Origin of the sequence: Aurantiacibacter atlanticus (assembly GCF_001077815.2) — a bacterium.
Lineage (GTDB): Bacteria > Pseudomonadota > Alphaproteobacteria > Sphingomonadales > Sphingomonadaceae > Alteraurantiacibacter > Alteraurantiacibacter atlanticus.
In genome coordinates, this window is the sequence record NZ_CP011310.1 from 3000313 (window position 1) to 3012400 (window position 12088).

Annotated in this window: 10 protein-coding genes and 1 pseudogene; 10 read left to right on the plus strand and 1 reads right to left on the minus strand. The window is 53.5% G+C overall.

The features are described 5' to 3' along the window. Positions 1-56 precede the first annotated feature (56 nt). The 10 genes and pseudogenes from CP97_RS16520 to CP97_RS14590 all read left to right on the plus strand — a co-directional run bounded on the left by CP97_RS16520 (position 57) and on the right by CP97_RS14590 (position 11607). A pseudogene (locus CP97_RS16520) lies at positions 57-596 on the plus strand (SDR family NAD(P)-dependent oxidoreductase). A gap of 803 nt (positions 597-1399) precedes the next feature. Next, positions 1400-2713: an aromatic ring-hydroxylating oxygenase subunit alpha gene (locus CP97_RS14550; RefSeq protein WP_063612463.1), complete on the plus strand. Its 1314-nt coding sequence runs from the start codon at positions 1400-1402 to the stop codon at positions 2711-2713. Between the two features lie 5 nt (positions 2714-2718). Continuing rightward, positions 2719-3270 (plus strand): aromatic-ring-hydroxylating dioxygenase subunit beta, encoded by a 552-nt coding sequence (locus tag CP97_RS14555; RefSeq protein WP_063612550.1) that lies wholly within the window; start codon positions 2719-2721, stop codon positions 3268-3270. A 15-nt stretch (positions 3271-3285) separates the two neighbouring features. Beyond that, positions 3286-4131 carry an alpha/beta fold hydrolase gene (locus tag CP97_RS14560; RefSeq protein ID WP_048886550.1) on the plus strand — a complete coding sequence of 282 codons (846 nt, stop codon included), beginning with the start codon at positions 3286-3288 and terminating at the stop codon, positions 4129-4131. A gap of 34 nt (positions 4132-4165) precedes the next feature. After that, positions 4166-5731 (plus strand): class I adenylate-forming enzyme family protein, encoded by a 1566-nt coding sequence (locus tag CP97_RS14565; protein WP_063612464.1) that lies wholly within the window; start codon positions 4166-4168, stop codon positions 5729-5731. Further along, positions 5731-6900, plus strand: a complete 1170-nt coding sequence (locus CP97_RS14570; RefSeq protein WP_161485474.1) for a CaiB/BaiF CoA transferase family protein — start codon at positions 5731-5733, stop codon at positions 6898-6900. Before CP97_RS14565 ends, CP97_RS14570 begins: the two co-directional genes overlap by 1 nt. Then, the gene (locus CP97_RS14575; RefSeq protein ID WP_048886553.1) at positions 6897-7715 is read left to right on the plus strand and encodes a p-hydroxycinnamoyl CoA hydratase/lyase; all 819 of its coding nucleotides are present in this window, start codon (positions 6897-6899) and stop codon (positions 7713-7715) included. Before CP97_RS14570 ends, CP97_RS14575 begins: the two co-directional genes overlap by 4 nt. A gap of 58 nt (positions 7716-7773) precedes the next feature. Continuing rightward, positions 7774-8157 (plus strand): Zn-ribbon domain-containing OB-fold protein, encoded by a 384-nt coding sequence (locus CP97_RS16005; RefSeq protein ID WP_082863855.1) that lies wholly within the window; start codon positions 7774-7776, stop codon positions 8155-8157. Positions 8158-8177: 20 nt separating this feature from the next. Further along, positions 8178-9335 (plus strand): lipid-transfer protein, encoded by a 1158-nt coding sequence (locus CP97_RS14585; protein ID WP_048886555.1) that lies wholly within the window; start codon positions 8178-8180, stop codon positions 9333-9335. Between the two features lie 52 nt (positions 9336-9387). Beyond that, positions 9388-11607: a TonB-dependent receptor gene (locus tag CP97_RS14590; RefSeq protein WP_063612465.1), complete on the plus strand. Its 2220-nt coding sequence runs from the start codon at positions 9388-9390 to the stop codon at positions 11605-11607. An 86-nt stretch (positions 11608-11693) separates the two neighbouring features. Here CP97_RS14590 and CP97_RS14595 read toward each other — a convergent pair whose 3' ends face one another. Beyond that, on the minus strand, positions 11694-12065 hold the full coding sequence (locus CP97_RS14595; protein WP_082863857.1) for an IS3 family transposase: 372 nt from the start codon (positions 12063-12065) through the stop codon (positions 11694-11696). Positions 12066-12088: the final 23 nt, after the last annotated feature.

Genomic DNA, 12088 nt, shown 5'->3' on the forward strand with positions numbered 1-12088 from the left:
ACCGGACGCGTTGCAATCATAACAGGATCAACAATCAGAACGTATCAACACGTGGGATTGGAAATTCGGTTGCGGCCGAATTGGCGAGCGCCGGTTACAATATTGTAATTTCATCTAGGCGAAGCGCAGCTTGTGACAAGGCAGCCGAAAAGATCAACGAGGCGCAAGGCAAGCATGTGACGATTGCATGCAACGCAGACATCGCGGACAAATCAGCGCTGGAAGATCTCGTTGGTGAAACGGTTTCAGTATTTGGCAGGCTTGACTGCATGGTGTGCAACGCGGCCTCGTCCTTTTACTTTTGCCCCCAGCATGAGATCCCCGACGAAGATTCCCAGCTTATGCTTAACAACAATATTCTTTTGGCTTATTGACTTACGCAAGCTTCGATACCGCATATGGAAAATCTCGCTGGGGCTCGATCCTCTATATCGCGTCGATCAGCGATTTTCGTGCTTATGATTATATCGGCGCCGATCCCACGTCTAGGGGCAGGCCTGCTGCAATTGACGCGTAATTACGCGCGCGAATTGGGTCCCGCAGAGATCCGCATGAATGCGATTTCTCCGGGTGTGATTGAAACAGACTTTTCCTAATCAACGCTGGCAAAGCCAAAGATCACGGCCGAAGATGAATCTGCAACCTGCATCGACGTCCTGGTCGACCGAGCGACATGCGCCTATAGCGGTATTTTACGCTGCTTTTATCACGGGTCAGAATATCGTGATTGATGGGGGCGCGTCCATTTAGTCAATTCCATAGCCCGATCGACCGTCAAGGTCCGCAGCAATCCGCGCGGAGCCTCGCGGGCAAATTCGCCGGTACAAGCGGGATTGCAGGCGAGGATTGCGGTCTCCTGACCGTGCTAGCGGCTTGGGAGCTTTCGCGCTCATCTGCCAGTGGCAACATAACAAATCGTAAGCAGCGCAGAAGGGTACCATCCAACGGCCCCGATGCAGCTGATGAACATGCAAGGTTATGACTCGCCCAGGAGTGATCGATGCCCTCTAGCGTGGGCGTAAGATCGAAGCGATCAAGCCTGTCCGCGACGCCATCGGGCTTGAATTGCAGGCGGCGAACGAAATGGTCAACCGACACGCGAAGTGCTGAGAAAGCGGCTTTGGGTCACTCACTTCGCGAGAGAAGCCGACCCCGCCCCCTCCTCACGGCCCTTCCCTTCAAAAACGCGCGACAGACGTCGCGATTGAGGGTTCCCGGGCAAGCACATTGTGTCTTTCACAACCCCACAATTTTTCCCCAAGCGTTCGTCGGAAGATAAAATCTTTTCCCTACCGAACGCTTGCTCGTTTTTTCTAAGCATGTATAAAAGACATGATTCGAAATTGCGCGAGTCGAGGAGAAGCTCTCTTCGAAGAGAAGAATGCTACGGAGAAGTACTGTGCAGACACAATTGGACAATAGCTCGATTGATTATTCGGCGTTAATCCACCCTGATCGGGTCGAGGGATCGCTGTATACAAGTTCGGAAGTCTTTAATGACGAGCTGGAGAAAATCTGGTACAAGACATGGGTCTTTGTAGGACACACCAGCGAAATTCCTCAGCCCGGTGACTATATTTCCCGTAATATTGGTCTGCAACCAGTCATCATGGTGCGTGACAAGAATGGGGATTGCAATGTGTTCAGCAATCGCTGTGCGCATCGCGGTACCAAGCTTTGCAACCGGATGTCCGGCAACGTCCGCGCATTCGTATGCCCTTACCACGGCTGGGCTTATGATCTTACGGGAAATTTGGTGGAAGCACCGCATGGCGGTGAGTACTCAGCCGAATTTATGGCTAGCAAGGGTCTCGCAAAGGTTCCCAGGCTTGGCGAATACAGAGGTTTTGTCTTTGCCAGCTTGGCCGAGGATGGGCCCACGCTGGATGAGCATCTAGGCCGCAGCAAGGCGTTCATTGATCGCTTCGTCGAACTGTCGCCAGAACAGGAGGTCGAGCTGACTGCTGGATGGGTTCGCCATAAATATGAGGCGAACTGGAAGATGCTCTATGAAAACGATACGGACGGCTATCATCCAGAGTTTACGCACGCATCATTCCTGCAGGCGATCGATACTCAAGTGTCGGATTACGTCGGCAAGAAGGACATCCACACCGAACCGGTGATCAAGGACTGGGGCGATGGCCACACCGAACTGGAATTCGGCACTGGCTATCGACACAGCGGGAAACCCTTTGAATGGTTCGGCCGCGCCAGCCCAAGCAAGTTTCCCAACTATATCGAAGCGATGGACAAAGAGTACGGCGCTGAACTGTCCTTGCAAAAAATGATTGACGGCCCTCCGCACGCGATAATCTTTCCCAACCTTTTCATAGCTGAATTGAGCGTCGTGATTTTCGAACCGGTTTCGGCTGGTCAGTCAATCCAATGGCACTGTCCTGCATTCTTCAAGGGCGCACCAGAGGTCAATCGCAGGATGATCCGGCAGGCTGAAGGCGCGCTGGGGCCAGGTGGCTTCCTAGTCGCTGACGACCAGATAGTGGCGGAGCGCAACCAGCAGGGCCTGATGGCGCGCAGTCCGCAATGGCTGGATATCAGCCGCGGCATGGGCACCGAACAACCCGACGAGGAAAATGACGGGGTGGCTATCGGCGAAATGGTCAGCGAACTGACGAACAGGGCGTTTTGGGAGAAATACAAATCTCTCATGGAGGCCGAAACCACACCGATTGCACGGGGAGAGGCTGCGTGACCGAAATGGCTAAATTGAAAGAGCAGGACGATCTGCTCGAAAACGATATTTCGAGCGAAGAAGAGCGTGCGTTGACGAATTTTGTTCTGCTCGAAGCTCAATACGCAGATGAATCTCGCTATGATGAATGGGAGGCATTGTGGTCTAACGCCCCGGATGCGACATATTGGGTGCCGCGGGGTCCCCATGCGTTGGACCCAGAGAAGCATGTCTCGTTGATAAATGACAATCGAGCACGGCTCGCAACTCGTATTCGGCAACTCAAGACTGGATACCGTTTTGCCCAAATTCCAGTTTCGCCGATGCGGAGGGTGGTGTCTAACATCGTCATGAAGCGATCTGCAACTCATGGCGTAGAAGGCGCAGAAGTCTACGAGGTTGAATCCAATTTCATCCTCGTCGAAATCGCCGTCCAGTCTACGAATAACCAGAACATATGGGCTGGTCGCACGCTGCACCGAATTCGGCGAGAAAATTGCGAGTTGAAGCTTCATACGAAGCGTATTGTGCTCGTCAACGGAGATGAGCCGATCGCAAGTATTGCTTTCTTGCTCTAGCTTCGGGTAGCAAAGATGCCGACACCCGCAAGAACAACAAAGGTTAGTGGTGCCGGGGGTATGGCCTTGGTTGCGGACTCCTGGGGTGATCGTTCAAATCCGTCGATAATCTTTCTCCATGGGGGCGGACAGAACCGCCACTCATGGCGGAGAACGGCCCAGCTCGTATCCGAGTCAGGCTGGCACACGACGGCCTTTGACATGCGAGGTCATGGGGATACCGGCTGGTCGGAGAACCGACAATATGCCCTATCGGACTATGTAGAAGATCTCGAAGCGGTTGCGCGGGCGGTCGGGCAACCTGCAGTTCTCATTGGAGCGTCTTTAGGGGGTATTGTTGCCCTGTTGGCCTCAACGCGCGCACCAAACTCGGCTTCGGCGCTGGTGATGGTCGATGTGGGACTGTCAGTCAATCCAGCCGGTTCGCAACGTGTTCGAAGCTTCATGCTCGGACACGCGGAAACCGGCTTCGACTCGTTGGAGGAAGTCGCCGATACAGTCGGTGGGTATCTCAAGAACCGCGACCGCGTGCGCACACCTGAAGAATTGAGGAAAAGCCTTATCCAGAGGGACGGACGATGGTTCTGGCACTGGGATCCCAACATTCTAAAATCCACCGGGCTGTCGGGCGCCGAGACGGGTCGGTTAAAGCAGGTAGCGCACAAACTCAACGTTCCAACGCTCCTCATTCGAGGCGCATTGAGCGACGTACTTGACGATGAAAGAGTAGCAGAATTCATCGAAAACGTTCCTCACGCCCTTTATCGAAGCGTCGATGATGCGGCTCACATGGTCGCTGGTGATCATAACGATGCGTTCAATACTGTAGTTTGCGAATTCTTAGAATTTATTAAGCGGTAGTCCGCCGTCAAAGAGCGGGATGAGGGAGAGATTGATGTTATTGCGCGATTATATTCGGCGAGCGGCCAACAGCTACGGCGACAAAACTGCCTTCATTGATGGAGATATCCGCCGTGACTGGCGGACTGTCGATGAAAGAAGTGCTCGTTTCGGGGCTGCCCTTCAGAAACTTGGAGTATGCAAAGGCGACGTGGTGTGCATCCTCGCCCACGAACACTTGGAGGTCATCGAGCACTTCCTAGCATGTGCCAAGATCGGCGCTATCCGTGTCGGAATCAACTGGCGATATTCACCGCGCGAACAGGAACACATCATCCGTGATTCCAACGCCAAGGCGGTACTGGTACAGGCCAATTGCCATGAACTGATCGCGCGATTCCTGCCAGATCTTGAAAAAGAGGGGCGGGTTCTTATCGGTTTCGGAGAAAAGCACGGATTGAGATACGATTATGAAAGCCTAATCGCGCAGAATCCCAACCGTCAAGACCACGTCGATCTCGCCCCTGATGATTTGCTCGCATACAGCTATACCACCGGAACCACCGGTCTGCCCAAGGGCGCATTATGGACGCAATCCCTGGTCGTTGAAAGCAATGTCCATTCTATTTTCAACCTCGGCCTAAGGCACGAGGACATATGGTTCATGCCTGCTCCTACACCCGGAGCGCCGATCCTATTTAACACCTTCGGCGTCATTAATGGGATGACAACGACGATGATCAATGGCGATTTCGCGGCTGACAAATACTGGGATATCGTCGAACGCGACCGAGTGACGGCTTCGGGCGGAGTGCCTACCATGATCCGTCGGCTGCTGGAGGAATACGACAGCGGAAACTACGACGCTAGTACGCTCGGGAACCTGTTCTACGGCTCTTCACCGATGCCTCCAACCTTGACCAAGCGCCTGTTCAATACCCTCGATTGCGACCTCATCCAACCTTACGGCTCGACCGAAACCGGCGGCTGGGTAACCTATCTTCGCCAGGACGAACATCGACGCGCGGTTCAGGAAAACGACTTTAGATTGCTCGAGTCATGCGGCCGACCGAGCCAGCACGCTGACGTGACGATTCTTGATGAGGAAGGGAAAGCGGTCCCCGATGGTGAGGTCGGGGAAGTGTGCGTAGCAAGCGGAACCAATACCGCCGGTTATCTTAATTTACCCCAGGAAACAGAAGACCTCTATTTCGGCAAGTGGCTCCGTACAGGAGATTTGGGCAATCGAGACAAGAACGGATACTACTTCCTTGTAGATAGACGTAAATTCATGATTATCTCTGGCGGTTACAATGTATATCCTGTTGTCGTTGAGAACGTGTTAGCCGAACATGCAGCAGTGCGGGAAGTAAGTGTGATTGGCGCGGCACATCCCGAATGGGGCGAAGTTGTAACTGCGGTGATCTCCCTCAAGAATGGTCAAAATGTTTCCAGTGAGGAGCTCATAGAGTTCGTCCGCCCGAAGATTGGCAAATGGGAAGTTCCCAAATATATCGATTTCATTGATGATCTGCCGAGAGGCGTCACTGGCAAGATTGACAAGATTTCCCTGCGCCAGCGGTTCAAGAACAGCCCCGACCTTCTGCCGTGGAACGTATGATGTCCGATACGGGGGCGCCGTTGGACGGCGTTAAGATTATTGATTTGACGCGGTTACTGCCCGGACCTTTGTGCACTCAGTACTTGGCGGATATGGGCGCGGAAGTGATCAAAGTAGAGCATCCCGAAGGCGGCGATTATGCTCGCGTGGCGATTGAGGCGTCACAGGATGAATCGGCGGAAACATCGGCGTTCTTCCAGACTGTCAATCGATCCAAACAAAGCGTCACGCTTGATCTTGGAGATAGCGACCAGCGCGCACATTTGATCGACATGATAAGGGACGCCGATGGCCTGGTGGAGAGCTTCCGTCCTGGTGTCGCTGCCCGCCTTGGAATTGGGTATTCGGAGTTATCCGCAATAAACCCGGGTCTCGTATACGTTTCGATAACGGGCTATGGCCAGTCAAGTCCCCTTAGCTCCAAGGCTGGCCACGATCTGAACTACATTGCCTATGCTGGCGTCCTCGATCTCTTGCGGGATCAAGCGGGAGAACCAGTTCTTCCAGGCATCCAGATCGCAGATGTCTTCGGCGGGTCGTTACATGGCGTTGTCGCTATGCTGACCGGTCTCCTTTCAAAACAGCTAACAGGACGTGGCCGTTATCTAGATGTTTCGATGACCGACTGCTGCAAACCCTTGAACATTGGTCCGTTGACGATGTCCCAGGGTCCGGCTTCGATGCTCGACGGGGGCTTCGCATGTTACCAAATCTATCAGACATCCGATGACCGCCATCTGACACTCGGCGCTGGGGAAGCAAAGTTTTGGCATAACTTTTGTGCAGCTCTGGAGCGCCACGATCTGAAACCGCTGCAATTTGTCGCTGACAGGCAACCTTGGCTGAAGGCAGAACTAACAGCACTTTTCAAAAGCCACACACTGGATCATTGGTGTACCAGGCTGGCAGAAACGGACTGTTGCTTTGCGCCCGTACTCAGTGTTGCCGAAGCCATGCAGGAAACTTTGCCTGAAAAATCACTAGTGGGCTTGTCTACAGGTCTGAAAATCGGGCTTCCGGTCAAGATCAAAGGCCACACCCCCGATTTCGACGCTCCTTCGCCAGCGCTTGGCGAACATAACTCGCGTTACTTCGGATTGGGCGACAATCAACACCAAAGCGATCAAGGCTTGCCCAATCGCGCGGTTCATTCCGGCGATGCTACATGAAGACAACTAGCTTTACCAACGTGGAATTGCGCATTGACGATACACGCGCCTTTATCGAGCTGAATCGACCCGACAAGCGCAATGCGATGTCGCCACAGTTGCACGAAGATATGCACAAGGCATTGGATGCGATTGAGGATCAGGGCGATGCAAGGGTCATTGTCATCACTGGACGCGGTGATAGTTTCAGCGCCGGGATGGACCTTGAGGAATTTATCCTCGCCAATTTTAGCGACCCTGATGCCTTTCTCCGCACGAGCGAGAGGGCGCTATCCTGGATGAGGCGCCTCAAGAATTTTCACGGCGTGACGATTTCCGAAGTCAATGGCTGGTGCGTTGGTGGCGGAATGCTCGTGGCCGGTCTGTGCGATTTGTCCATCGCGGCTGAAGACGCGAAATTCGGTCTCTCGGAAATCAACTTCGCCGTTATTCCGGGCGCTGGTCTCACCTGGATGGTCGCCCATCATGTTCCGCGGAAGGCTGCCCTTTACTATTTGCTTACCGGACGTTTGTTCGATGGCAAAAAGGCCGCGGAGATCGGCCTCGTGAATTATACGGTTCCGGCAAAGGACCTGCATGACGAGGTCGACGCACTGGCATCGGAAATTGCCGCCAAGAACACCCACGCAGCTGTTGCGATCAAGCGCGTGTACGAGCGAACCACCGCTTTGGGATTTGACGAAGCGGTTGAGTGGGAAATGGCCAAGTTCTTCGAACTTTCTTACGCCACGCGGCAAGAATGGCTCGACGTGGCATTGCGCCAATTCTCGAAACGAGAATTTAAGCCCGGAAAAGAAGGTTATGCGCCAGACTGATTGACTGAAAACAGACGGCTTGAAGTCAGTCTGACGCTGAGAAACAAATGAGGGAAACATGAGCGTTTCAAGCAAGGAATTCGCGTTTTTCTATGAAGGATTAGAGCGTCGGGAACTGCTGATGCAGTCGTGCACCGACTGTAATTCGATCCGTAATCCACCGACGACTATGTGTTCGCAATGCGGAAGCTTTGAGTGGGCCCCGGTAAAGATGAGCGGGAGAGGTGAAGTCTATAGTTACACCGTTCATCACTACCCTCCATTGGAGGGCTTCGCTCTGCCGCACCCAGTCGGTGTCGTGGACCTTGTTGAGGGTGTGCGAGTGGTCGCCGGGCTGGATGGCATGGAGATTGCCGACATCGAAATTGAGAAACCGGTGGAGATTCAATTCATCCAACGGAATGGCCGGGCGTCATTCCGGTTTGGTGCCGCATCGCAATAATCGACAAAAGGGCAAATAGCATGATCTCTGGCAAAGCCGCAATTGTTGGAATTGGCGCAACGGAGTTTTCGAAGGATTCAGGCCGAAGCGAATTCAGGCTCGCGTCGGAAGCGGTCACCGCGGCGCTCAATGATGCTGGGGTAAGCGCATCCGAAGTTGACGGTATGTGCACCATGACAGCCGACAATAACTCGGAAGTGGACATTGCCCGCGCGATTGGCGCAGGCGAACTGAGTTTCTTCTCGCGGATTCCCTTCGGCGGTGGCGGCGCCTGTGCGGTTGTGCAGCAAGCTGCTCTTGCAATTTCCAGCGGTTTGGCGAACGTCGTCGTCTGCTACCGGGCAATGAACGAACGATCACAGTACCGCTTCGGCGGATCGCTGGCAGGCGCACCTCAGACCAGTGAAGGCGAGGTGATGGACTATCATACTATGCATGGTCTTTCTACCGCAGCAGCCCTGGTTGCGGTCATGATGCGGCGATACATGCAAATGTATGGTGCGACCCGATATGATTTCGCCAATGTCTCGCTCGCGGCGCGTAAGCATGCGGCTACCAATCCTGCGGCCTTTTTCTATGGCAAGCCGCTTACGCTCGACGAGTATCTAAACTCCAGAATAATCTCTGATCCGCTGCATCTGTTTGATTGCTGCCAAGAAAGCGATGGCGCCGTGGCGTTAATTGTTACCCGTTCGGAAAGGGCCAAAGACCTGCGCCAAATTCCTGTGCTGGTTCGGGGTGCTGCGCAGGGAGCCGGTCGTGGCTCTATCCCGTTGATGAACTTTTATGGTGGGGACATTGTGCCGTTCGATGACACGCGAGTGGTGTCAGACCAGCTCTATCGTATGTCGGGATTGTCGCCAAGCGATATGGATGCGGCGATTATATACGATCACTTCGGGCCGACCATTCTCCCCGCACTTGAGGCGAGTGGATTCTGCGCCCGCGGCGAAGCCAAGGATTTCATCAAGGATGGCAATATCGAAATCGGAGGCGGACTGCCGCTGAATACCCACGGGGGTCAAATTGGCGAAGCATATATTCATGGCATGAACGGAATTGCTGAAGCGGTCCGGCAAGTTCGCGGAAACGCTGTCAACCAAATCGCCGAACTCAGCAATATAATGGTTACCTCCGGTGGGGGCGTACCAACCAGCGGACTAATACTAGGAATATAGAAACTCATGATGAGAGTATAGCAAATATAAATATATATAGGGGAGACGGAAAGTGGGCAAGTACAAAGTATTTATGATGTCAACCGCGTCATTTTACAACATTTTTTTGGGAAGTGGTGTTGTTTATGCGCAAGACGGCGCTGAGAGGACTGTTGTAGAAACGCCCCCAGCTACCCAGGAAACCGAAGAGAGCCCTAGAGGCCTTGAGGAGATCGTCGTCACCGCCACCAGGCGCGAGGAGCGTCTGCAAGACATTCCCGTCACTGTCACCGCTATAACCAACAAGACGCTGAATGCCGCAGGCATCGTCGATGCGCGCAGCCTGACCCAAGTCATTCCGGGCTTTACCGGCAATCGAACGGCGTCGGTAATCCAACCTGTCATTCGCGGCATCGGATCCGGAGGCGTTTCTGTCGGCGACGAACCCAATGTCGCTACCTATATCGACGGTGTCTATCAGCCCGATGCCTTCTCCAATTCGCTCGAACTTGTTGAGGTGGAACGTGTGGAGGTGCTGCGCGGTCCGCAAGGAACTGTGTTTGGCCGAAACGCGACAGGTGGTTTGATAAATGTTATTACGCCAGATCCTAGTTTTGTTACAGAAGGAAGAATTTCAGCTCGCGTCGGACGCCTTCGTAATGACGCAAATGAATATGATCTGCGTGCCTATGTAACTACCGGGCTAACCGATAATATTGCTGTTGATTTTGCCGGCATGTATCGACAAACTGAACAATACATTCCTGAAATATCGACCGGCCGTAAGTTTGGCGGTATCAAGGTTTTCGATCTGAGAAGCAAAATTCTTCTCGAAGCAAGCGATACAGCTCGATTTATTCTGACAGCAAACTACACGCGGCAGCGTAGCAATGTGAACGCAACACAGCCCTTGGACGACAACACGGCGGCTCGCGGATTCGAGGGTGTCATCTTACCCGATGGTCCGTGGGAAACGTCGTTGTCTTTAACACCTCGGATCGATTACGAACGCTTTAGTGCATCGCTTCGTACGCGCTTCGAATTTGAACATTTCGACATCGAAACAACAACTGCATTTATGCACAATACTGGCCGACAAGATGCCGATGCGGACTCGACCAACATCGATTTGGGCCAAATCCTCTTCCCGCTCGAAGTGCAGGCGGAAAGTCAGGAAATTCGTGCATTGTCGACCGGCGATGGTCCGTTTCAGTGGATTGTTGGTTTCTATGCTTTTCATCTCGACGCCTCCATGGGCCCGATTGAACTTATAAACTCGCCTCCACCGGGCCCAGGTTCGCCCGCGCCCGGCACGCCGATTGTTCGTTTCACGCTGAGCCCAGAGACAGAGACCCTCTCATTCGCCGGCTTCACCGAAGGCACATTGCGAGTTACTGACCGGCTCTTCTTGACCCTAGGTGGGCGCTACACGACAGAGAAGAAGGAATTCCAGCAGGCTGTGAATGGAAATCCACTGCCTTATGGGCGGGTCGACGAGCGTTTCAACAAGGCCACATACCGAACTGCCTTACGGTATGAACTTACGGATTCAGCAAATATCTACGGAAGCTTTGGCACAGGATATAAGAGCGGCGTTTACAACGTGGTTTCGACGTCCAGTACACCGGTCAATCCAGAAGTTATCGAAGCTGCAGAGATTGGGTTTAAGGCCGATCCCCTGCCGTGGCTGCGAACGAATCTATCGCTGTTCCACTATTGGTATTCAGACTTGCAGGTTCAGGCTCGTAGTGAAGATGGCAATAGTTATGTTCTCCAGAACGCAGCCGATGCAAAGATATATGGTGGCGAAATTGAAGCCACAATTCTGCCTACCGACGAGTTCACTATCCGGGCAGCCGTGACCTATAATCACGGTGAGTATGTAGAATTCCCGGCGGCACAGGATTTCATTCCCCTTCCAGTCGGAGGCAACCTGGTTACGTCAAACGATGCAGCCGGAAAATCGCTTATTCGGGCTCCGGAATTTACTGCGAATCTCGGATTGGATTGGGCCACGATGGTTCAAGACGGAGAGTTCGGAGCTACTGTTAATTTTTTCTTCAGTGATCGCGTATATTATGACTTTCTGAACAGGTTCTCTCAGGATCCCTATGCTTTGGTCAACGGTGAAATCTCGTGGACCATGCCAAATGATCGGGTCAGATTCACCTTGTGGGGAACCAATCTAAGCAATGCCAAAGTTGCGCAACAAATTAGGCAAGGTGTTTTCGCCACAGACATTCTATACGAGAAGCCTAGAACCATCGGGATAGGTGCAGAGCTAAGCTTTTAGTCAAGGTGTTGCCCGGTGGCTGATCGCTCCAGTTCCAGTAACTGAGTGACAGCCATCGACGCAGGGCAGCTTTCTACCAGCTGGGATTAGAGCCGAGCCGCGTTGTTGCGAATGAGCGCGGTTGAAGCAGGCCGTTGCTTATCCAGTTCAGCGGCGGTCGCCTCCGGTGTCTCGTATCCGAGAGAGGAGTGCGGTCTCTCCCGGTTGTAATCCTCCGCCCAGGCAGCGATCGCGACGCGGGGCGAGGCTGAGGAACAATGTCTCGTTGAGCAGTTCGTCGCGAATGAGACGTTTAAGCTCTCGACGTTACCGTTCTGCATCGGCCTTCCCGGCGCGATGTAGTGCCACTCGACGCCGATCTCGCCATACCATGCCAGCACAGCGTTGCTAATGAGCTCCGTGCCATAGTCGCTGACGATCATGCCGGACTTGCCGCGCGGACCGATCACCTCGCTCATCCCATGGCACGCCTGGAGATGAG

What these genes read in the sequence shown, in the direction of transcription:
- CP97_RS14595 (WP_082863857.1), bottom strand. Translation starts at nt 12,065, where the DNA reads ATGAGCGAGGTGATCGGTCCGCGCGGCAAGTCCGGCATGATCGTCAGC.
- CP97_RS14560 (WP_048886550.1), top strand. Translation starts at nt 3,286, where the DNA reads ATGCCGACACCCGCAAGAACAACAAAGGTTAGTGGTGCCGGGGGTATG.
- CP97_RS16005 (WP_082863855.1), top strand. Translation starts at nt 7,774, where the DNA reads ATGAGCGTTTCAAGCAAGGAATTCGCGTTTTTCTATGAAGGATTAGAG.
- CP97_RS14570 (WP_161485474.1), top strand. Translation starts at nt 5,731, where the DNA reads ATGTCCGATACGGGGGCGCCGTTGGACGGCGTTAAGATTATTGATTTG.
- CP97_RS14585 (WP_048886555.1), top strand. Translation starts at nt 8,178, where the DNA reads ATGATCTCTGGCAAAGCCGCAATTGTTGGAATTGGCGCAACGGAGTTT.
- CP97_RS14575 (WP_048886553.1), top strand. Translation starts at nt 6,897, where the DNA reads ATGAAGACAACTAGCTTTACCAACGTGGAATTGCGCATTGACGATACA.
- CP97_RS14565 (WP_063612464.1), top strand. Translation starts at nt 4,166, where the DNA reads ATGTTATTGCGCGATTATATTCGGCGAGCGGCCAACAGCTACGGCGAC.
- CP97_RS14555 (WP_063612550.1), top strand. Translation starts at nt 2,719, where the DNA reads ATGGCTAAATTGAAAGAGCAGGACGATCTGCTCGAAAACGATATTTCG.